Origin of the sequence: Microbispora catharanthi, assembly GCF_006334915.2 — a bacterium.
In the GTDB taxonomy this organism is placed as follows: domain Bacteria; phylum Actinomycetota; class Actinomycetes; order Streptosporangiales; family Streptosporangiaceae; genus Microbispora; species Microbispora catharanthi.
The window spans coordinates 96,439-117,808 of sequence record NZ_VDMA02000025.1 but is presented as its reverse complement, the minus strand read 5'-3'; the positions used below and the strand labels follow the sequence as shown (position 1 = coordinate 117,808).

General features: G+C 72.2%; 21 protein-coding genes. 13 read left to right on the top strand and 8 right to left on the bottom strand.

The features are described 5' to 3' along the window. Positions 1-30: 30 nt before the first annotated feature. A complete protein-coding gene (locus FH610_RS35215) occupies positions 31-1,308 on the bottom strand; it encodes a CynX/NimT family MFS transporter (protein WP_205826290.1) in 1,278 nt (425 codons plus the stop codon). Positions 1,309-1,667: 359 nt separating this feature from the next. Here FH610_RS35215 and FH610_RS35210 point away from each other — a divergent pair, with 359 nt between their 5' ends. Both FH610_RS35210 and FH610_RS35205 read left to right on the top strand, forming a co-directional pair. Then, on the top strand, positions 1,668-2,912 hold the full coding sequence (locus tag FH610_RS35210; protein ID WP_139579561.1) for a discoidin domain-containing protein: 1,245 nt from the start codon (positions 1,668-1,670) through the stop codon (positions 2,910-2,912). A gap of 319 nt (positions 2,913-3,231) precedes the next feature. Further along, on the top strand, positions 3,232-5,187 hold the full coding sequence (locus FH610_RS35205) for a Xaa-Pro dipeptidyl-peptidase (protein WP_139579560.1): 1,956 nt from the start codon (positions 3,232-3,234) through the stop codon (positions 5,185-5,187). Positions 5,188-5,251: 64 nt separating this feature from the next. Here FH610_RS35205 and FH610_RS35200 read toward each other — a convergent pair whose 3' ends face one another. After that, positions 5,252-6,328 (bottom strand): transcriptional regulator, encoded by a 1,077-nt coding sequence (locus FH610_RS35200; RefSeq protein ID WP_139579559.1) that lies wholly within the window; start codon positions 6,326-6,328, stop codon positions 5,252-5,254. 44 nt (positions 6,329-6,372) lie between these two features. Beyond that, positions 6,373-7,125 carry an aromatic-ring hydroxylase C-terminal domain-containing protein gene (locus FH610_RS44005; protein ID WP_161628151.1) on the bottom strand — a complete coding sequence of 251 codons (753 nt, stop codon included), beginning with the start codon at positions 7,123-7,125 and terminating at the stop codon, positions 6,373-6,375. Here FH610_RS44005 and FH610_RS35190 point away from each other — a divergent pair. The 10 genes from FH610_RS35190 (at position 7,090) to FH610_RS35145 (ending at position 14,500) form a co-directional block, all read left to right on the top strand. Continuing rightward, the gene (locus tag FH610_RS35190) at positions 7,090-7,515 is read left to right on the top strand and encodes a MarR family winged helix-turn-helix transcriptional regulator (protein WP_161628150.1); all 426 of its coding nucleotides are present in this window, start codon (positions 7,090-7,092) and stop codon (positions 7,513-7,515) included. The two genes, FH610_RS44005 and FH610_RS35190, sit on opposite strands and share 36 nt — an antisense overlap. Positions 7,516-7,818: 303 nt before the next feature. Further along, positions 7,819-8,580, top strand: a complete 762-nt coding sequence (locus FH610_RS35185) for a DeoR/GlpR family DNA-binding transcription regulator (RefSeq protein ID WP_139579556.1) — start codon at positions 7,819-7,821, stop codon at positions 8,578-8,580. Continuing rightward, entirely contained in the window at positions 8,577-9,542 is a 966-nt protein-coding gene (gene pfkB, locus FH610_RS35180; RefSeq protein ID WP_139579555.1) for a 1-phosphofructokinase, read from the top strand. Before FH610_RS35185 ends, pfkB begins: the two co-directional genes overlap by 4 nt. Positions 9,543-9,656: 114 nt before the next feature. Continuing rightward, positions 9,657-10,838 (top strand): mannitol-specific PTS transporter subunit IIC, encoded by a 1,182-nt coding sequence (mtlA, locus tag FH610_RS35175; protein ID WP_139579554.1) that lies wholly within the window; start codon positions 9,657-9,659, stop codon positions 10,836-10,838. A gap of 4 nt (positions 10,839-10,842) precedes the next feature. After that, positions 10,843-11,151, top strand: a complete 309-nt coding sequence (locus FH610_RS35170; RefSeq protein WP_139579553.1) for a PTS sugar transporter subunit IIBC family protein — start codon at positions 10,843-10,845, stop codon at positions 11,149-11,151. After that, entirely contained in the window at positions 11,144-11,611 is a 468-nt protein-coding gene (locus tag FH610_RS35165) for a PTS mannitol transporter subunit IIA (RefSeq protein ID WP_139579552.1), read from the top strand. Before FH610_RS35170 ends, FH610_RS35165 begins: the two co-directional genes overlap by 8 nt. Further along, the gene (locus FH610_RS35160) at positions 11,608-12,648 is read left to right on the top strand and encodes a zinc-dependent dehydrogenase (protein ID WP_139579551.1); all 1,041 of its coding nucleotides are present in this window, start codon (positions 11,608-11,610) and stop codon (positions 12,646-12,648) included. Before FH610_RS35165 ends, FH610_RS35160 begins: the two co-directional genes overlap by 4 nt. A gap of 49 nt (positions 12,649-12,697) precedes the next feature. Then, complete coding sequence (locus FH610_RS35155; RefSeq protein ID WP_139579550.1) at positions 12,698-13,015, top strand: HPr family phosphocarrier protein; 318 nt, start codon at positions 12,698-12,700, stop codon at positions 13,013-13,015. A 127-nt stretch (positions 13,016-13,142) separates the two neighbouring features. Further along, positions 13,143-14,087 carry a helix-turn-helix domain-containing protein gene (locus FH610_RS35150; RefSeq protein ID WP_139579549.1) on the top strand — a complete coding sequence of 315 codons (945 nt, stop codon included), beginning with the start codon at positions 13,143-13,145 and terminating at the stop codon, positions 14,085-14,087. Beyond that, the gene (locus FH610_RS35145) at positions 14,084-14,500 is read left to right on the top strand and encodes a VOC family protein (protein ID WP_139579548.1); all 417 of its coding nucleotides are present in this window, start codon (positions 14,084-14,086) and stop codon (positions 14,498-14,500) included. Before FH610_RS35150 ends, FH610_RS35145 begins: the two co-directional genes overlap by 4 nt. A 98-nt stretch (positions 14,501-14,598) precedes the next feature. On the opposite strand, the gene FH610_RS35140 is transcribed toward FH610_RS35145, so the two are convergent. From FH610_RS35140 to FH610_RS35120, 5 genes are all read right to left on the bottom strand, one after another. Beyond that, positions 14,599-15,879: an MFS transporter gene (locus FH610_RS35140; RefSeq protein ID WP_139579547.1), complete on the bottom strand. Its 1,281-nt coding sequence runs from the start codon at positions 15,877-15,879 to the stop codon at positions 14,599-14,601. A gap of 412 nt (positions 15,880-16,291) precedes the next feature. After that, positions 16,292-17,998 carry an amidohydrolase gene (locus tag FH610_RS35135; RefSeq protein ID WP_139579546.1) on the bottom strand — a complete coding sequence of 569 codons (1,707 nt, stop codon included), beginning with the start codon at positions 17,996-17,998 and terminating at the stop codon, positions 16,292-16,294. Between the two features lie 44 nt (positions 17,999-18,042). Further along, a complete protein-coding gene (locus tag FH610_RS35130) occupies positions 18,043-18,741 on the bottom strand; it encodes a hypothetical protein (protein WP_139579545.1) in 699 nt (232 codons plus the stop codon). Next, complete coding sequence (locus tag FH610_RS35125) at positions 18,713-19,012, bottom strand: hypothetical protein (RefSeq protein ID WP_139579544.1); 300 nt, start codon at positions 19,010-19,012, stop codon at positions 18,713-18,715. Before FH610_RS35125 ends, FH610_RS35130 begins: the two co-directional genes overlap by 29 nt. 214 nt (positions 19,013-19,226) lie before the next feature. Beyond that, positions 19,227-19,877: a TetR/AcrR family transcriptional regulator gene (locus FH610_RS35120; RefSeq protein ID WP_139579543.1), complete on the bottom strand. Its 651-nt coding sequence runs from the start codon at positions 19,875-19,877 to the stop codon at positions 19,227-19,229. Between the two features lie 197 nt (positions 19,878-20,074). Between FH610_RS35120 and FH610_RS35115 the strand changes: the two genes are divergently transcribed. Then, positions 20,075-21,331, top strand: coding sequence for a hypothetical protein (locus FH610_RS35115; RefSeq protein ID WP_139579542.1), 1,257 nt, complete (start codon positions 20,075-20,077; stop codon positions 21,329-21,331). Positions 21,332-21,370 lie beyond the last annotated feature (39 nt).

Below are 21,370 nucleotides of genomic sequence, written 5' to 3'. Positions count from 1 at the left end.
GGGAGTGCCGGCGACCGGAGCGCCTGGAGATCAGATCTGCCGGTCGCGGCCCGCGAGGTATCCGGCCGCGATCTGCGGCACCATGAGGCACACCACGAAGGCCAGCGGCCCCTGCCAGCCGCCGGTGTGCTGGTAGAGCGCTCCGACCAGGATGGGGCCGGGGACCGACAGCAGGTAGCCGACGCTCTGCGCGAAGGCGGACAACCGGATCACCGTCGCGCCGTCCCGGCCGCGCATGGCGATCATCGTGAGCGCCAGCGGGAAGGAGCAGTTGGCCACGCCGAGGAGCACCGCCCACAACCAGGGCGCGGCGGCGGGAGCCGCCCAGAGCCCGGCGTACCCGGCGAGCCCGAACGCTCCGAGCAGGACCGCGATGCCGCTCTGGTTCCGCAGCCGTCCGGCGACGGCGGCCAGCACGAAGGACAGCGGCACTCCGAGCACGGAGGTGGCGGCGAACAGCAGACCGGCGGCCTCGGCGGACAGCCCGGCGTCACGGAAGACCTGGGGCAGCCAGCCCATGATGACGTACGCGGAGGTGGCCTGCAGGCCGAAGAAGACCGCGAGCGCCCAGGCCGTGGGACTGCGGGCCACCCGTACGTGCGCCCCGGCCCCCGCGGCGGCGTGCCCGCCCGCCGCCCGCCCGGCCTGCCGCCCGGTCTGCTGCCCGTCCTGCTTCCCGGGTGGCCGCCGGCCGTCGCGGGCGAGCGCGACCCAGGGCGGCACGGCGACGGCGGCGAGGACGGCCCAGGCGCCGAGACCGGCACGCCAGTCACCGCCGAACACCCCGGCGAGCGGGACGGTGACGGCGGCGGCGGCGGCGCCGAGGTTGAGGGCCATGGAGTACAGGCCGGTCATCATGCCGACCCTGTCCGGGAAGCGTTGCTTGACCACGACCGGCAACAGCACGTTGGCGACCGCGATCCCGGCCAGTGCGAAACCGCTCAGCGTGAGGAAGACCGGGGTGCTGCCGACGAACGGCCGCAGGGCGAGCCCGAGCGCGACCGCCGCCATCCCGGCGAGGACGACGCCCTCCGGTCCGTGACGGCGGGCCAGGCGGGGTGCGGCCGAGCCGATCAGCGCGAAGCACACCGCCGGCACGGACGTGAGCAGCCCGGCGACGGTGGCGCTCATCCCGAGGGCGGCACGGGCCTCCTCGAGCACGGGCCCGAGACTGGTGACGACGGGCCTGAGGTTGAGCGCGGCCAGCACCAGCGCGGCGACCGCCAGGCGGCGCGTCCAGATGGCGGACCGGGCACGGCCCTGTCGCTGCTTCGCAGGGCTCCGCCGCGCTACATCGCCCTCCGGCAAGTCCCTATCCCGAACCACCGCCCTGTCCCGAACCACCGGCTCATCCCGGATCACCCCGTCATGCGGAGTCAGCGGGTCCCCAACCGCCCTGTCATCCACGCGCTGTCATCCCGGAAACCACCTCTTCACCCTTGAACGACCAGGTCATCCTAAAATCAGCGACTTCTTCCGGAATTCACCGGGTCGTTGTGGAGCCGCGCCGACCCTGCCGGCTCGTGATCCCGTCTGTCACATCGTTCCGGTTGGGGGCTTGACACCCCTTTTGTGGCGGAAAAAACTCGGAGCACTCCCGCTCCACAGCACTCCCCCCGACGGCGGCCCGGTGAGCGCTCGCTCACCGTGCCGCGAAGGAGACAGGCATGAGGCGATTGTTCGCCGTTCTCGCGCTGGTCGCAGGCTTTCTGCTGGCGCCCACGCGTGCCGACGCCGCCGTGGCGAACGTGGCCCCGTCGGCCACCGCCTCCGCCTCCTACACCTCTCCCTGGGAGAGCGTCGCCGCCGTCAACGACGGCATCGACCCGGCTCGCTCCGATGACACGCGAAACCGCCGCTGGGGCACCTGGCCCCAGGCCGGCGAGCAGTGGGCCCAGCTGACCTGGCCGTCCGCCCAGACGATCTCCTCGGTGCAGGTCTACTTCTTCGACGACGGAGGCGGCGTCCGGCTGCCGGTCTCGTGGAAGCTCCAGAGCTGGGACGGCGGAGCGTACGTGGACGTCGCCGCCTCCTACCCCACCGCGGCCGACACCTACAACACCGTCACGTTCCCCGCCGTCACCACGACCCGGCTGCGCGTCGTCCTGCGCAGCGGCCAGGCGTCGGTCGGGCTGCTGGAGATCAGGGCGCTCGCCGACGCCGTCAAGCAGAGCGGCTGGAGCCCGCCCGCCGACATGGTCGCGCCGCTCGACGAGGTCTGGCGACACGTCGAGTCCACCTACCCCGACCTGTACGGCTACCGCAACTACGGCTGGGACCAGATCATGGCCAACGGCGGCAGCGTCAACTACTGCGTCCGCTGGGACTCCAGCGCCCCGGTCTCGGCGGAGCTGCGCGACAAGATCCACGCTGCGCTGGCCAGGTCGTTCAAGAAGTGGATGGACGTGATGGCGGGCCACAACGGCTGGCCGTACGCGGACGTGCCGGTGAAGGTGGTCGGCTGGGCCGTACGCGACCGCGCCACGCTGCAGTGGACCGACGACTCCGTGGACGTGTACGTCGGCGACATGCGCGAGAACGCGCCGCAGTGCGCCGAGCCGTGCGGACGCCTGTTCGACCAGTCCGGCGCCTACCCGGACTGCCCGGGCGGCGCCTCCCACCACTACGACATGTCGCTGTGGCTCACCGAGGGCATGAACGGCGGCATGGGAGGCGCCTGGGGACAGCGCGTCGGCAGCGAGTATCTGGTGGACAACCTCGGCACCGACGACATCCACATCCTCCTCCACGAGATCGGGCACGGTTTCGGCCTGGACGACTTCTACGACTGGACCCCAGCCGGGCAGTGCTGCTTCCTCATGAAGGCGGGCTCCGCCACGTCGATCACCGAGTTCGACGCCTGGATGCTGCGCGACGTATGGCGGCATCTGAAGAGCCGCTACGGCTACTGACGCCCTTCCGGGCCCGTCAGGGCGACGCGCGGACAACCAGCAGCAGGTAGTGGCGACGGCAGGCCGCACGGACCGGCGGGCGGTCTCGTCGACGGAGCCCGCGCCTGCCCGGGTCACCGTCACGGGTACGTCGTGCACGGCGATCATCATCCGGCCCTGCGGTGTCGCGTTGGGGCAGATTTCGACATCTGTCGAAAACAGTCGTGATCAAGACAGAACGGTCGTCCGAAGACATTCGGCACTTGCGTCCCTAGCATCGCCCTCTGCGGGCCGAATCCCCCGGCCCGAATCCCCCCGATGGTTCGTGGAAGGTTTGCCGATGTCCTCATCGCGCCGATTGACGCCTGGTCCCCTCCCGCCGGCCGCGTCACGCCGTACGGGAGCCGCACGCCGGGGCGCGGCGGCGCTGGGCCTCGCCGTCGCCACGACCGTCACGGGGCTCGCCGCGAACTCGGCCCCCGCGGGCGCGGCCGTACCCGTCGGGCCGGTGTTCCAGGACGGCATGGCCCAGCCGGTGTTCTCGTCCAACAGGAACGACTGGATCCGCGAGGAGGTGTGGATCGAGACCCCGGTCGACAGCGACGGCGACGGCCGGGGCGACCGGGTGCACGCCGAGGTCACCCGGCTCAAGGAGACCGAGACGGCCGGCCTGAAGTCGCCCGTCGTGTACGAGGTCAGCCCCTACTACGCCGGCGGCAACCCCATCACCAACCACGACGTGGACCACGAGCTCCACCAGGCGCTCCGCCCGGGCAAGGGCTGGCTGGACCGCGGCGGCAAGGTGCTCGACCCGGCGGCCGACGAGCGGCTGGCCGCGGCGACCGCGGACGATGCCGGGGCCGGCGGCGCGGACGCGCCCCTCGCGGCGAGCGGCCCGCAGCCGGTGATCAGCACCAGCCACGAGTCCAACTGGCTGCCCCGCGGCTTCGCGGTGGTCCACGCCGAGTCGCTGGGCAGCGGCAAGTCCGACGGCTGCCCGACCACCGGCGGGCGCAACGAGACCATCGGCGCCAGGTCCGTCGTCGACTGGCTGAACGGCCGCGCGAAGGCGTACGACGCCTCCGGGCGGGAGGTCGGTGCGACGTGGACGACCGGCAAGGTCGGCATGATCGGCACCTCGTACAACGGCACCCTGCCCAACGCGGTCGCGAGCACCGGCGTCGAGGGGCTGGAGGCCATCGTGCCGATCTCGGCGATCTCCAGCTGGTACGACTACTACCGCGCGAACGGCGCCGTGGTGGCACCCGGCGGCTACCAGGGCGAGGACACCGACGTGCTCGCGGAGTACGTCTACACGCGCGCGGACACGCAGGTCTGCCGGAGCGTCATCGAGGAGCTCGCGAAGGCGCAGGACCGCGTCACCGGCGACTACAACGCCTTCTGGGACGAGCGCGACTACATGAACGACGTCGGCAAGGTCCACGCCGCCGTGCTGGTCGCGCACGGCCTCAACGACTGGAACGTCAAGACCAAGCACGCCGCGCAGTGGTACGAGGCGCTCCGGGCGCGCGGGGTGCCGCACAAGATCTACCTGCACCAGGGCGGGCATGGCGGCTCCCCCGGCGTCGACGTCCTCAACCGCTGGTTCACCCGCTATCTGTGGGGTTACCAGAACGGCGTGGAGAACGACCCCCGCGCCCTGGTGCAGCGCGAGGACCGAACCCTGGTGCAGTACGCCGAGTGGCCCGACCCGGCCGCCGCGGACACCGAGCTCAACCTGGCCCCCGGCGCCGGCGGCGCGGCGGGCGTCCTCACCCCCGGCAGGACCCGGGCGGGCGAACCGGTGACCGAGACGATCGTCGACGACGCCACCAAGCGGGCGCAGACCCTCGCCGACGCCCCCACCTCGCCCAACCGCCTGGCGTACAAGTCGGAGGCGCTGACCGCGGCGGCCAGGCTCAGCGGCACCCCGCGGGTGTCGCTGCGGATGTCCTTCGACCAGCCCGCCGCGAACGTCACGGCGCTGCTCGTCGACTACGACCAGAACGGCAAGGCGAAGATCGTCACCCGGGGCTGGATCGACCCGCAGAACCGTAAGTCGATCTCACGGACCGAGCCGGTCAAGCCGGGCACGCCCTACCGCCTCGACTTCGACCTTCAGCCGCACGACTACGTCTTCCCGGCGGGGCACCGGATCGGGGTCGTGCTGCTGTCGAGCGACTACGACTACACCATCCGGCCCGCCCCCGGCGCGCGGCTGCACCTCGACACGACGAAGAGCACGGTGACGCTGCCGATCGTGGGCGGCGCCGGCGCGCTCGCCCCCGAGAGCTGACCGTCCTCCTCGCGACACGCCGTCCCCTCGGCCTCATCGGCCGGCGGGGGCGGCGTGCGTGTGACTACAGCAGAGCCTCGCGGTGCCGCCAGGCGAGGTCCAGCACGGCCGCGCCCGCCGCCTGCATCGGCTCGTCGCGGACGTACCGCCGCACCGTCTCCGCGTCGAACGGGACGCGGCCGACGACCTGGCCCTCGCTGTTGGACGCGGCGACCTCGCCGAAGACGGCGTCGAACGTCTCCGCCTCCAGCATGGTCACCGTGAGGAAGTCGGTCGCGAAGGTCAGTGGATCGACCCCCACACCCAGCACGAGGGAGCGCGCCCGCCCGTCCTCGCGGGCGTCCGTCAGGCGCCGGTAGAGCGGCCAGCTGTCGTAGTCGAAGCCGTCGCCGTACTCCTCCCCCCGTCCGAGGAACTCCTCGGCGTACTCGCGGACCACGCACTTCCACAGGTCGAGGTCGGCCTTCTCCGCGCCCGCGGGCTCGTGCGCGGGCTGGAACACCCCGACCGGCATGACCTGGAAGAGCCCGCCGGCGTGCGCCACCCGGGCCGGGTCGCGCCAGTGCAGCACGAACGACGTCTCCCCTGCATGGCGGTCGTGGCGCAGCGTGAGCATCGAGATCGCGCAGAGCGCGGGCCGCCGGCGCAGGTCGGTGGGGTCGCCCACGAGGGCGCGGAACGGCGGCGGCTGTCCGCCGCCATACCCGGCGGACTCGTGCGCGGCGGACTCGTGCGCGGCCGCCTCTCCCACGCTCAGGCCGTCGAAGTAGCGCGCGCGGGTGAAGGCCAGCTCCGGCCAGGCGACCTCAAGCAGCCGGTAGCAGGTGCGGTCCTCGAAGAGCCGGGGGCGGGCGAGCGTCCCCAGCGCGTCCGGGTAGGCGCCGGCGCCCTCCGGGAGCAGGGCCGCCGCCTCCGGTTCGCGGCCCGTGACGGCGGGGGCGGGCGCGTCCTCCACCCATCGGAGCCGCACCTCGCGCAGGTCGAGCGGCGTGGCCGGGATCCAGTCGTCCCGGGTGAGCAGACGGGTCGATCCGGCCCTGGGCGGCCCGGGATAGAGCCGATCCGCCGCCACGGTCAGCTCGTGCCGATGCCCGTCCAGGCGTCGCCGCACCTCGGCCCATTCCGGTCCCGACGGTCGCATCCGCGCCTCCCCGCTCGATCTCACGAGTCCAGCACCCTAGCCGCTTACGCGAGGACCGTACGCAGCGCGCCTTCCAGCTCCGCGAGGCCGGCCTCGCCGGGCGACCGCCAGGCGATGATCCCGTCCGGTCGCACGAGGACGGCTCCGGTCGAGGTGATCCCGTACGCGGCGGGGAACCGGCCGTCAGGGTCGCCGAGCTCCGGCGCGCCGCCGACGACGTACGTCTCGATGGGAACGCGGAGACTCCGCGCGGCCTCGGCCGCCGCCTTCTCCCAGATCCCGCCCTCGGCGCCGGCGAGCACCGTGAACCCGGTGCCGAACAGGTCGCGGACCGAGACCGGCACGCCCTCGCGGCTGAGCCGCACATGGGGCGCCCGGGTTCCCGGACGTCCCGAGGGCGAGGCCGGATCCTCGAAGAGCGGGCGCTCCTCGCCCGGTTCGCGGACGAACGCGCCGGACGGCGAGACGTACCCGAACAACACGACCGCCGGATCCATGATCTCCGCGACCGTGTCGTCGCGCAGGTGCGGCGCCCGGCGCTGGACCATGTTCGCGTACTGCTGCTCGGCGAGGGCGTCGGCGTACGGGCGGCGCTCGGCGTCGTAGGAGGCGACCAGGCCGGGACCCGCCACACCGGCCAGCGCGTACGCGAGCCTCCAGGCGAGGTGATACCCGTCCATGACGGCGGTGCTGCCGCCCTGCCCGCCGGTCGGCGGCATGAGGTGGGCGGCGCCGAGGCACTGCGAGCTCTGATGGAGGCGATGCGCGAGAACGCCGGCCGCGGAGTCGTGCTGCACCAGGCGATCGCGGATCGATTCGGGCTCGGTCCGACCGATCTGAAGTGCCTCGATCTGGCCCGCCACGAGCCGGAGCTCACGGCGGGACGGCTGGCCGAGCTCACCGGCCTGAGCACGTCGGCCGTCACGTCGGTCGTCGACCGGCTCGAACGCGGCGGCTTCGTCGAGCGGCATCGGGACGACCTCGACCGCCGCAAGGTGCTGATCCGTTCGACCGGACGGCACGAGGCGGCGCTGGAGGAGGTCTTCGCCACGGTGGAGTCGGAGTTCCTGGCGGTCGTCTCCGACTACGACGACGACCAATTGGAGAAGTTCGTCGATTTCGTCCGCCGTCTCAACGCGCGGGCGCACCAGGTGACGGCGGCACTCATCGCGCGTCCCCGCGCGTGACCGCGCCGCCGTACGACACGCAGGGCGTCGCACCCGAGTACGCGGGAGCGGACATCAGTGCGCCCCGATTCGGTACGCCACCACGCACCTGACGGACCTGAAGCCGCCCTGCCGGATGAGCCGGCACGAACCCGCCGGCCCCGCAGGCGCCACAGGACGATCACGGGAAGGCGCGGATCGACGCCCCACGATCTTCCTCACACCGCCGGGTGCCGTTTTGTTATGTTCACCGCCCTTGACCCTCCAACATGGACGGGTATAAACACATACGAAACAACATCGAAACGGCGGTGAACCAACACGATGTACGCCGAGGAGCGGCAGCAGGAGATCCTGCGGGCGGCCCGCGACGCCGGCCGGGTCGACGTGGTGACGCTGGCCGAGCGGTTCGGCGTCACGACGGAGACGATCCGCCGCGACCTGACCGCACTGGAGCGCGCGGGCGTCCTGCGGCGCGTGCACGGCGGCGCGATCCCGGTCGAGCGCCTGGGGTTCGAGCCCGCCCTGGCCGCCAGGGACGAGGTGATGACGGCCGAGAAGGAGCGCATCGCCAAGGCCGCCCTGGCCGAACTCCCCGAGGACGGCTCCGTGGTCATCGACGCGGGCTCCACGACGAGCCGGCTCGTGCAGGCACTGCCTCCGGACCGCGAGCTCACCGTCGTCGTGAACTCGCCTCCGCTGGCCACGGTGCTGGCGGCCCGTCCCAACCTGACCGTGCTCATGCTGGGCGGCCGGGTGCGCGGCCGGACGCTGGCCACCGTGGAGGACTGGGCCATCCAGCAGTTGTCGCAGCTCAACGTCGACGTGGCCTTCATGGCCACCAACGGCTGCTCGGTGGCCAAGGGCCTGACCACCCCCGACCCGGCCGAGGCGGCGATCAAGCGGGCGATGATCGCCTGCGCCGATCGCGCCGTCCTGCTGGCCGACCACACGAAGTTCTCCGGCACCTACCTCGCGCGCTTCGCGACGCTCGGCGAGATCGACGTCGTCATCACCGACACCGGGATCGACCCCGACCAGGCCGCCGCGCTGGCCGCCGCCGGACCCGAGGTGGTCCGCGCATGATCCTCACCCTGACCCTGAACCCCAGCCTCGACCGCACGATCGAGGTCGGCGCGCTGACCCGCGGGGCCGTCATCCGGGCGGCCGCCACCCACCTCGACCCCGGCGGCAAGGGCGTCAACGTGTCGCGGGCCCTGCTGGCCAACGACGTCCGGTCGTGCGCGGTCGTCCCGTACGGCGGCAGCGAGGGGCGCCGGCTCCTCGACCTGCTGTCGGCGGAGGGCATCGACATGATCCCCGTGCCGGTGGAGGGCCCCACCAGGTCCAACGTCGCGATCGCCGAGCCGGACGGCACCGTCACCAAGGTGAACGAGCCGGGCACCGCGCTGACCCCCGCCGAGCTGGACACGCTGGCGGGCGCCGTGCTCGACGCCGCACGGTCGGCCGACTGGGTGGTCGCCTCGGGCAGCCTCCCGCCCGGCGTGCCGGTGGACGTCTACGCCGGGCTGTGCCGCCGGTTCGCCGACGCCGGCATCAACCTGGCGGTCGACACGAGCGGCCCCGCCCTCGTGTCCGCCGTCAACGCCGGCCCCGCGCTGGTCAAGCCGAACCGCGACGAGCTCGCCGAGGCCACCGGCACGTCGATCGCCCGTGTCGGCGACGTGCTCGACGCGGTCGGCAAGCTGCGCGCCATGGGCGCGCGGTCGGTCCTGACCAGTCTCGGGGCGGACGGCGCGCTGCTGGTCGACCACGACGAACAGGTCTGGTACGGCGAATGCGCGGTCGAGGAGCCGCGCAGCAGCGTGGGCGCGGGCGACGCCCTGCTGGCGGGCTTCCTCGCCGCGGGGGCCCGCGGCGCGACGGCCCTCGCCGAGGGCCTCGCCTGGGCCGGCGCGGCCGTGGGACTGCCCGGCAGCCGGATGCCCCGCCCGGCCGACATCGATCGCACACACGTCCGGATCGGTCCCCCCGACCCGTCCCGGCCGCTCACGCCACCCCCTCGCTCGGCGCTCGACGGCGCCTGAGCGCGACGCACCGTCCCCACCGATTCACTCGCTTCGCTCGCTCATACCCGGGGGATGAGCGCCACCCCCCACCAACCGGCCAGCCAGGCCGGTCGCCCCGGAAGGAGCACGTCAATGGCCACGCCCTATACCCCCACCGTCAACGGCACCGGTGTGCGGGCCACGATCCAGCGCTTCGGCGGCCATCTCGCCGGGATGATCATGCCCAACATCGGCGCATTCATCGCCTGGGGCCTCATCACGGCCCTGTTCATCCCGACCGGGTGGCTGCCGAACAAGACACTCGCCGAGCTCGTCGGCCCGATAATCAGCACCCTCCTCCCGGTGCTCATCGGTTACACCGGCGGCCGGATGGTCCACGCCCAGCGCGGCGCGGTCGTCGGCGCCGTCGCCACGATGGGCGTGGTCGTCGGGGCGGACGTCCCGATGTTCCTCGGCGCGATGATCATCGGCCCGCTGGCCGCGCTGATCCTCAAGTACGTCGACAGGTTCACCGCCGAGCGGACCAAGGCCGGCTTCGAGATGCTGGTCGACAACTTCACCGCCGGCATCGTCGGCGCGGTGATGGTGATCGCCGGCGTCCTCGCCATCGGCCCGGTCGTGGAGAAGGTCACCGAGGTGGCGGGCAGCGGCGTTGAGTGGCTCATCACCCACTCTCTCCTGCCGATCGCCTCGCTCATCATCGAGCCGGCCAAGGTGCTGTTCCTCAACAACGCGATCAACCACGGCGTGCTCGGGCCGCTGGGCGTCGCCGAGTCGGTCAAGCACGGCAAGTCGATCCTGTTCATGCTGGAGTCCAACCCCGGCCCCGGCCTCGGCCTGCTGATCGCCTACCTGCTGTTCGGCCCGAGGTCACTGCGTCCCAGCACCCCCGCCGCCATGATCATTCACTTCTTCGGCGGCATTCACGAGATCTACTTCCCGTACGTGCTGATGAAGCCGCGCCTGATCCTCGCGGTGATCGCCGGCGGCGCCTCGGGCGTGCTCACCTTCCTGGTCACCGGGGCGGGCCTGGTCGCGACGCCGTCGCCGGGCAGCATCTTCGCCTACATGGCGGTGACCCCGAAGGGCGGCTGGTTCGGCGTGATCGCCGGGATCGTGGTCGCGACGGCCGTCTCCTTCGCCGTCGCCGCCGCGCTGCTGGGCTTCGGCCGCGCCAACGGCGACAAGGCGGACGACCCGGCGCAGGACGCCATCCCGGGCGACACCGACGACATCACCATGACGAGCGACGAGAACCGCGACACAACCGGCGAGACGGCGGCCGAGAGCGTGCCCGCCACCAAGGAGGCGTAGAACCGTGTCCAGCATCGAGGGCAAGGACGTCCGCAAGCTCATCGTGGCCTGCGACGCGGGCATGGGCAGCAGCGTCATGCTGGCGAGCACCCTGCGCAAGCAACTCAAGGGCACCCCGGTCAGCGTGGAGCACACCCCGGTCAACTCGATCCCCGGGGACGCCGACGTGATCGTGTGCCACACCGGGCTGGCCGACCGGGCCAGGGCGAGCGCCCCCGGCGTCGTGCTCGTGCCGTTCCAGGTCTTCATCGGCGACCCGGCCGTGGGACGGGTCGTCACCGCCATCAAGAACGGGGGCACGATCGATGGCTGACCGGGCCGGCACGGCCCCGCTCCCCCTCGATCCCCGCGCCGTACGGACGGCCGCGACCGCGGCGGACATCGAGGACGCCATCCGGCAGTGCGGAGCGGTCCTCCAGGAGGTCGGCGCGGTGGACGGGAGCTACACCGAGGCCATGCTCGAACGCGAGCGGTCGATCTCCACGTACGTCGGCGAGGGCGTCGCCATCCCCCACGGCACGCTGACCTCGAAGGAGGCGGTCCGCCACGACGCCGTCTGCGTGCTGCGCTTCCCCGAGGGCGTCGACTGGCACGGCGAGCGGGTGACGGTGTGCGTCGGCATCGCGGCCCGCGGGGACGGCCACCTGCGCCTGCTGTCGCAGCTCGCCCAGATCCTGCTCGACCCGGACCGCGCCGCGGCCCTGCGCGCGGCCACCGAGGTCGACGAGGTCATCTACCTGCTGCAACCGGACGGAGAGGAAGACTCCGAGTGAAAGTCGCCCGTTTCCACGCTCCCGGGGACATCCGCCTGGAGGAGGTACCCGAGCCCGTCGCCCGCCCCGGCGAGGTCAAGATCCGCGTGCGCAACTGCTCGACGTGCGGCACGGACGTGAAGATCTACCGGTTCGGGCACCACCACATCAGGCCGCCCCGTGTGATGGGCCACGAGATCGCCGGGGAGATCGTGGAGCTCGGCGAGGGCGTCACCGGCTGGAGCCCCGGCGACCGGGTGCAGGTGATCGCCGCGATCCCGTGCGGCCGGTGCGAGGAGTGCCGCCGGGGCCACCTCACGGTCTGCCCCAACCAGGAGTCGATGGGCTACCACTACGACGGCGGCTTCGCGCAGTACATGGTCGTGCCGGCCAAGGTGCTCGCCGTGGACGGGCTCAACCGCATCCCCGACGGGGTGGGGTTCGCCGAGGCGTCCCTCGCCGAGCCGCTCGCCTGCGTGCTCAACGGGCAGGAACTGGCCCGCGTCGGCGAGGGCGACGATGTGGTCGTGGTCGGCTCGGGCCCGATCGGCTGCCTGCACGTGCGGCTGGCCCGCTCGCGCGGCGCGGCCCGGGTGTTCCTCGCCGACCTGAACGCCGAACGCCTCACGATGGCCGCCGACCTCGTACGGCCGGACGCGGCGATCTGCTCGGGAGAGACCGACCTCGTGGACGAGGTGCTCAAGCTGACCGGAGGCCGGGGCGCCGACGTGGTGATCACGGCGGCGGCCTCCGGCGCGGCCCAGCGGCAGGCGTTGCAGATGGCCGCGCGGCAGGGCCGGATCAGCTTCTTCGGCGGGTTGCCGAAGGACGACCCGATCATCGCCTGCGACTCCAACCTGGTGCACTACCGGGAGCTGACCATCGTCGGCGCCAACGGGTCAAGCCCGGCGCACAACGCCCGCGCCCTGCGGCTCATCGCCGACGGAGCGGTGCCGGTCGCCGACCTGATCACCCATCGCCTCGGCCTGGACGAGGTCATGGACGCCATCGACGTCGTCGCCCGCGGCGCCGCCATCAAGGTCACCATCGAGCCCTGAAGCCGAGCCCCGAAGCCGAGCTTTGAAATCAAGCCCTGAGAGGAACACGATGCCGGAAAGGACAGTGGCGGTCGCCTCGCGCTCCGGCCTGCACGCCCGCCCCGCCAAGATCTTCGTCGAGGCGGCGGCGCGGCAGGCGGTGCCCGTGCGCATCCGCGTGGGCGACGGGAAGGTCGTCCCCGCCAACAGCATGCTGGGCGTGCTCACCCTCGGGGCCGGGCACGGCACCGAGGTCACCCTGGAGGCCGACGGCCCGGGGGCGGAGGAGGCCCTCGCCGCCCTCGCGGACCTCCTGTCCCGCGACCTCGACGCCGAAGGGGCCGAAGGGGCCCCGGATGCCGGAGCCGGAGCCGCCGGGGCCGCCTGACGGTGCCGAGGGCCCCGGCCGCCCGGCCGGGCGCGTCCCCGCACCGCGTCCCCCGCGGCCGTCCTCGCCCGATGGCCGCCGCGCTCCCCTTCGTGGAGACTGGGAGAGCGGGAAGGAGGACCAGTCGATGGCGGCGCGGACACGACGGACGACGGACGCGGACGAGCGCGAAGAGCGCGAAGAGTCACGCTTCCTGCACCGGCGGCCCGCTCCAGCGCTGCGTCCGCTGGTCGCGTGGTACACCGGCTATCGCGAGGCCGGAGTCCCGCCCGCCACGCACCGCGGACTTCCGTCGCCCTACCTGACGGTGATCGTCACGCTCGACGACCCGCTCGTCGTCGCGGCGCACCCCGATCCGCGCACCCCGCCCGGGTCGTACGACACGCTGATCGGCGGGCTGCACACCAGCCCCGCGCTGATCACGCACGACGGGCGGCAGTCGGGCGTGCAGCTCGCGCTGACGCCGCTCGGCGCGCGGGCCCTGCTCGGGCTGCCCGCCGGGGAGCTGTCGGGGCTCGACCTGGACGGCGCCGAGGTGCTCGGCCGGCGGGCGGGCGAGCTGCGCGAGCGCCTGCTGGAGGCGCCCGGCTGGGACGAGCGCTTCGCGGTCCTCGACGCGGTCCTGTCCCGCCACGCCCGCCCCACGCGGGCGCATCCGGCCGAGGTGGCGCGGGCGTGGCGGCGGATGCTGGCCGCCGGCGGGCAGGTCACCGTGTCCGGTCTCGCCCGCGAGGTGGGCTGGAGCACCAGACACCTGAACGGCCGGTTCCGTGAGGAGATCGGCCTGTCCCCCAAGGAGGCGGCGCGGGTCGTGCGGTTCGACCGGGTCCGCCGCCTGCTCCGCGTCCACTACCAGCCCCGGGGCGCGGTGGCGTCCGGACGGCGGCGCACGCTGGCCGACGCGGCGGCCGAGTGCGGGTTCTACGACCAGGCGCACCTCGCCCGCGAGTTCGGCGCCCTCGCCGGGTGCTCCCCCAGCCGGTGGCTGGCCGAGGAGGGCGGCCATGGCAGTGAGCTGTTCCGAAACGTCCAAGCCGGGGCGGGGGACGGCTCGCCAGACTCGGTGGCATGAACGACACCACACCAGCACCGCAGGTATGGCCCACGCTGCGGGCCAGGAACGCACGCGCCCTGATCGCCTTCCTCGACGAGGCGTTCGGCTTCGAGGAGACCGCCGTGTACGGCGAGGGCGACCGCGTCGACCACGCCCAGCTCTCCTGGCCGCACGGCGGCGGGATCATGCTGGGCAGCGTCCGGGACACGCCGGACGACAAGTGGAGCCTCACCCCCGGCTCGTTCGGCGCGTACGCCGTGACCGACGACCCGGACGCGTTGTTCGCCCGGGCGACCGCCGCGGGGGCGCGGGTCGTCCAGGAGCCGTACGACACCGACTACGGCTCCCGCGAGTTCGTCGTCCGCGACCCGGAGGACAACCTCTGGTCGTTCGGCACCTACCGCGGCGAGCCGCGGAAGGCGGCCCTTTAAACGTCGTCTCATTCGGTGAGACGGCGGTGGCGAATAGGGGCGGCAGCGATGGCGCCGACGTTCGTAGCGGCGGTGGAGACGGCGGCGGGGTCTCGCGTCTACGTCTCCGCGTCCGTGGCCGGCGCCGTCGTCCGCGTCGCGCGCACCGATCGCAGGATGACGAACATACAGGCCGTCCCGGCCGCACCGGCTCCGCAGATCACCGCGTACGGAGGAATGAACGCGGCGACGGCGCCGCCGGCGGTCACGCCGAGCCCCTGGAGGGTCATGAGCCCGGCGCCCAGCAGGGACATGGCGCTGCCCCGCACCGTCGCAGGCACCGCGTGTACGAACCACTGGTCCATGCCGAGCGTGTAGGCGGCGCACAGCCCGGTGAGCAACAGGAGCGCGACCGCGAGCGGCAACGGCGGATGGACGGCGAACGCCGCCATCGGCAGCATCGACCCCGCTGCCAGCGGCAGCGCGATCCGCTCGCGGGCGGCCGCCCCGAGCAGGGTGCCGGCCAGCACCTCGCCCGCCGCGGTTCCCGCGGGCATCGCGGCCATGATGAGCCCGAACCCCGCCGAGCCCGCACCCGCGGCGTCCGCGAAAGGCGCGGCGGTTCCTTCGGCGACGATGAAGAACATCGGCGGGATCCACCACATCAGCAGCAGCGCCCGGATTCGGGGGGCGCCGAGCAACGACCGGGTGGAGGCGATCGAAGCGCGCATCATCGCCCCGCCCCCCGATGCCCGGGCCGGGCGGCCGCGCGTGCCGAGACGCAGGAGCAGCGCGGAACCGAGAAAGGTCGCGACGGTCACGAGAAGCGCGGTGCGGGGTGACAGCCATACCAGGGCCAATCCGCCGAGTCCGTAGCCGATGATCTGGGACCCCTGCGAGACCATCCGCACCAGCGAGCGGCCCAGGACGTACAAGTCATCCGGCAGGATGTCGGCCAGGCTCGCCGCCCGGGTGCCGGTGAACAGGGGCGACATCATCGAGACGGCGAAGCGGAGGACGAACAACACCGCGAGCGGAGTCACCGGAACGGCCATCAACGTCACGCAGCCGGCCGAGAGCAGGTCGCAGGCCACCAGCACCCGGCGGGCGGGGTATCGGTCGGCGACACCGGAGAGCAGGATCCCGCTGAGAGCGTAGGGCAGGAAGCCGAGGGCGAGGACGAGCGCGGTCAGCGGCGCCGAACCGGTCTGCCGGAATACCAGCACGGCCAGCGAGGCGTCGGCGAAGACGCTTCCCAGCATGGAAAGGACATGGGCCGTGAAAATCGCCCGGAATTCTTTGACCGCGAACACGGCGCCGTATCCGGCTTTGACGCGTGCTCGGCTTCGTGAGGCCGCTGAGGCGTCCTGGGATTCGGTCGTGGAGGAGGGCTCTGCCATGCGGAGATTCGCTTTTCCCTGTCATGACGGTCACAGCAGGCATCCGCGGGCGCCGAAGCCGGATCCGAGGGGCGGCACGACGGCCACGGCATTCTGCCCCTCGGACCCGGCACGACGATCTCGTGACCGAATCGGACTGAGATCAACTTCTTGGGTCATGCCTGATTAGGCGGGGAACCAGCCCTTGGGGAACGACGTCATGGCAATTCACCTCCCTATAGGCAGGCAGTCTCATGTGGCGGGGATGGTCGCGGGGGAATGCGTCAACCGCGATCGCGGGCGTGACACGACCCCCGACTAACCTGAACAACTATGTTCGAGTTTCACTCTAGCAGTTAAGTTGTACATCAGTGTTCGGATTGATGCGTGACAAGGGTCACAGCGCGCTGCCGCTGTGAAGAGGAGAGGTGAGTCACTCCGCGGGGTCCGGGCCGGTGACGGTCTTACCGCCGAGCATGGTGGTGATCACCTGCGTGCCGGGAAGCTCGTCGAGTGGGCAGGCGAGCGGGTCGCGGTCGAGGATGACCAGGTCGGCGTGGTTACCGGGTCGCAGCGAGCCGATGTCGTCCCAGCGAAGGACGTGGGCGGCTTCGCTGGTCCACATGGCCAGTGCCCGGCGGCGGCTGATACCGGGGGTCGCCGCGGCGTTGCCGCTGGCGGCATAGCGGGGTTCGACGGCCAGAGCGATGTGTTCGAAGACGTTCTTGGGTCCCCAGTCGGTGCCGGCGGCGACGTGCAGGCCGGCGTCCAGGAGCCGGGCGAGGGGGATGAAGTCGGGGAGCAGGTGGTCGCCGAACCGTTCGCGAACGAGCTCTCCTTTGCCCCAGGAGAATGACATGGTGGTGGTGATGTCGAGGCCGAGGGCGGCGGCGCGTCGCACCAGGTCGGGTTCGGCGAAGGAGAAGTGCTGCAGCAGCCAGGCCCGGCCGTCGGTGGTCAGGGGCACGTGCCCGAGCTCTTCGAGCCGGCCGAGCAGGCCGTCGATCTCGGCTTGGCCTGAGGTGACGATGTTGAGGCGCACCCCCTTCTCGTGGCAGTACCGGATCGCCTGACCGACCTTTTCCGGGCTCACGGTGGACCGGCCTCGGGTCTGCCTGCCGTACGGGTCCTGGTATGCCTCGCGCATGCGGGCGAATCCCGGCCAGCACGGGCCGTACGGCGAGACGGTGACGCCGTCGACGCGGAACATCCGATCCGAGCGGTCGGTGAGGTCGCGAGCCCGGTCCAGCCGCTCCCGATAGCCGGGGGGTTGCAACGGGTCGCTCCACACCACCCCGAAGGGCTCGGCCTCTGGGGAGCACAGCACCCTGAGGGTGAGCTGGTCCTGGTCGCGCAGCGACCGGTAGAACTCGATGAGCGAGAAGGTCATCAGGTGCGCCTCGTACACGGCGGTGACGCCGAGGGCGTTGAAGGCGCGCATCGCCCGCCGCGTCCCGGGGACGATCGCCTCGGGCTGCAGCAGCGGAAGCCGGCGGAGCAGGCCGTTCATGAACGGGTCGTCGCAGTAGTAGTTGGTCACCGAGCCGTGCAGGCGTCCGGTCGGGCGGCCGGCCGGGTCCTTCTCGATCCAGACGTCGCCGACGCGATCCGGCGTGACGTGGCTGATGTCCAGCAGGTCGAGCGCGAGGCTGTTCATGGCGCAGACGTTCGGTACCACCGGTGCCCATGCCTGGATGAACACCGGATGCCGAGGCGCCGCGCGGTCGAGGACGTCGCGGTGCGGCAGGACGCCCTCGACCAGATCGCGGTAGGACCGGCGGATGAAGTAGTGCGGTTCGCCGACGGGAGTGGTCATGATCCACTCACCCGGTGGGGTCACGGCCGCCCGGGCGGCGATCCGGGCCACGATGTCCTCGTGGGAGCTCGCGTCCGTGAGGTCGACCAGCGGCTCGGCGAGCGCGCCGAAGTGCATCAGGTGCGGGTGGGTGTCGATCAGGCCGGGGATGACGATGCCGCCGCCCAGGTCGGCCACCCGGGCGCCGGTCCCGGCCTGAGCGCGGACGGTGTCGCTGTCGCCCACGGCCAGCACCCGGCCGTCGCGGATGGCGATGGCCTCGGCGATGGTGCCGCGTTCGTCGCAGGTGATGATGCGGCCGCCGTCCAATACGGTCGTGTCCATTGGTCCTCCGTGCTTCCGTTGCCGGTCTCTGATGGGCGCCTCCTTCAGACCCGTCCGAAGGTGCGGCCGAGCAGCACGTAACCCAACGCGTACGGGGCGGCGCCGATGATCTCGATGACGGATGTGATCACCGAGTGCGGTCCGAAGCCGAACAGGGACGCGGTTCCGCCGATCGCGTAGACGACGCCGCCGAATCCCAGGAGCAGGCCGGTCCACCGTTGTCCGTACCGGTTGAGCAGCAGGGCGAGCAGCACGTATCCCAGCGGGAAGACGATGTTCGCGGCCAGCACGATGATGCCGCCCTCGATGTCGATGTCCTTGGAGGTGTGCACGAGGTCGGGCGCGTACCTGGCCGTCACCGGGTTGTGGCCGCCGTCGAAGACGATCAGACCGAACCAGAGCATGGTCCCGACCAGCGCGGTGTACAGCGTGGTGAGTCCGCGCGGACCGAACCTGTTCATGACCAGGGCCAGGACACCGGCCAGGCAAGTCGCCTGGACCAGCAGGCTGATGGCCTCCATGGAATGAGTGAAGGCATACCACTGGGCGCCCGCCGCGATGTCGTGCCCGTCCCGGGCCGGGTGCAGGATGACGGTGAGCAGGAAGAACGGGCCCCCGATCATCGCGGTGAGCCTCACCATCCCCCGTACGTACCGGGTGTCGTCCTCGGCGCCGTGGTGGCGGAGGGGCCGGGGCGGTGTCGTCGTGCCGGCGTCATCGTGCGCCGAGCGGTGGGTACTCATCGTCGTTCTCCTGGATCTCGTTGCATTGCGGGTGCGCGTCTGGTGCGCGACTCGGCGGGGCGTGTGGCGCCGCGCCGACGCGTGCGGCCCTCGCGGGCACGACCAACGCGCTCAGCGCGGCGGCGGCCGACGCGACGACGGCGCCGACCGGGAAGGCCAGGGTGACGCCGGTCGTGCCGTAGGCGGCGACGGTGGACAGGACGGCGACCCCGAGTGCGCCGCCGAGCCGGTGGAAGGTGTTGACGATTCGGGAGTTAACCTGAACAACCATGTTCAGGTTTCAGGTTAGCACCTAAGTCGTACGCAAATGTTCGGGTTTGGGTGGCGAAGTCTCCAGGTCGCTGTCACCGGGAAGAGGCGTGCGCGGTCGCGGCACGGCGGTGAGGAGGTCTTGCGCCTTGAGAGGTCATCCGGCGGAGACCATGCCGAGCCGCGCCGCCGCGGCATAAGGGTGCGCGGCCAGGGCGGACCGGTGACGTCGGCGGTTACGGGGCCGGCGTGGGCACGGCCCTGCCGGGCGCGGTGAGGGCGGCGAGCAGCGTCGCCGAGATGACCCGCGCGGCGTCGTCGGCGTCCAGCCTGCCGGCGGCGGTGTCCTCCACCGCGGCGTGCATCAGGCTGAACACGGTCGTGACGAGCCACCTCGCGGGCAGGTCGTCGCGGAAGGCGCCGGCGCGTCGCCCGCGATCGATGATCGCCTGGACCCTTTGCAGGGTCCGGTCGTGGACGGCCAGGATCCGCTCCGGGGGCAGTTCGCGCTGCGCGGCCTGAAGCACGGAGTGAAACTGGTGGACGATCTGCCACGAGGCGCCGACGAGCCGGGTCAGCGCCTGGCAGGGGTCACCGGTGGTGTCGGTCGCGTCGAGCGCGGCGTCGGACTGCTCCATCGTGCGCGTCAGGACGGCGTCGACGAGATCCGCCCGGGTTTTGAAGTGCCCGTAGAGCGTGACCCGGCCGACCCCCGCCGCCTTGGCGATGTCGGCGACGCTGGCGTCGGCGTCGCGGGCCAGGCAAAGCTGGGCCGCGTCCAGGATGGACCTGATGTTGCGCCGGGCGTCGGCTCGCCGCTCGGCCTGCGCCGCGGGGCGCTGCGCGGACCGCGACCTGTCACCGGCGCCGCGCGGTGTGGCTGCCATTTCCGCTCCTGTGCTCCCTGAGCCGACGTTCCCGAGCAACTCGAACAGTGTAGTTCACGTTGCCAGGACGCGAGCGAGCCGTCACAGGGTCAAGCGCGCCGAACGCGCGCTAACGAGTGAGGTAGGGGATTCCCCACCATGGTTTCGGCGGTGCGCGGGATGGGTTGTGATCACCGCCGGAACCTACCGTCATCGCCATGACAAACCCCCTCTCCAAGCGACTCCTCGCCGCCGCGGCCTGCGCCGCCCTGGCGGTCACCGTGCTCTCCGTTCCCGCCACCGCCTCCGCCGCGATCACCCGGCCCGCCGCCACCGCCGTCACCGCGGTCGCCGCCGAGGCCCCGCGGGGCGCGATCGTGTCGGCGACCCGCCTCGACCGGCTGTCGCCCGCCCAGGTCTCCGCCACCCTGCGCGCCGCCGGATTCCCCGCGCCGGAGCACCCGCTCGGCGTCGACGTCCACCGGGTCGTCTACCGGACCATCGGCACCGACGGGGCGCCCACGACCGCCAGTGGCGTGGTGGCCCTGCCCCGCTCCCGGGACGGGCGCCTGCCGTTCGCGGTCTACGAGCACGGGACGCTCCCCACCAAGCGCTACGCGCCGTCGGTCTCGGCGGACGGCGACGGCCGGCTGGTGCCCGTCATGTTCGCCGCCGCCGGCTTCGCGGGGCTGGCGCCCGACTACCTCGGTCTCGGCCTCGGGCCGGGCCGGCACCCGTACATGGACACGGCGTCGGAGGTGACGGCCTCGGCCGACCTGCTGCGCGCCGCCCGCGATCTCGCCGCCCGGCACGGCCGGACCCTCGACGGCCGGGTGATGGTCACCGGCTTCTCCCAGGGCGGGCAGGCCGCGATGGCGCTGGGCCGCGCGCTCCAGCAGGGCGCCGTGCCCGGTCTCCGGCTCGCCGCGCTCGCCCCGATCAGCGGGCCGTACGCCGTGGAGCGGGCCGAGCTGCCCGCCGTCCTGTCCGGGGACATCGAGCCGCACACCGCGACGTTCTACCTCGCGTACTGGATCACCTCGATGAACCGCCTCCACCACCTGTACGACACGCCCGGCCAGGCGTTCCGCGCGCCGTACGACACGACGGTGGAGGGGCTCTTCGACGGGCTGCACACCGAGGAGCAGATCGCCGCCGCGCTCCCGGCGAGTCCGGCCGAGCTGCTGACCGGCGAGTTCATGGACCTGGTCAGGCAGCCCACCGGCGCTTTCCTCGAAGCGCTGCGCACCGGCGACACGACCTGCACCGGCTGGCGGCCCCGGGTCCCGGTCACGCTGTACGCCTCCCGGGGCGACCGCGACGTGGCGATCGCCAACTCCCGGCTGTGCCGCGACGACCTGGCGGCGGGCGGGGCCGAGGTGCGCCTGGTGGACGTCGGAGCCGTGGACCACGTGAACGGCGCCCTGCGGTCCCTCCCCCGCGTGCTCCGGGCGTTCCAGGATCTCCTCTCCTGAGAGCGCCGGGACGAATACCCCGACAAAAAGCGGAAAGGG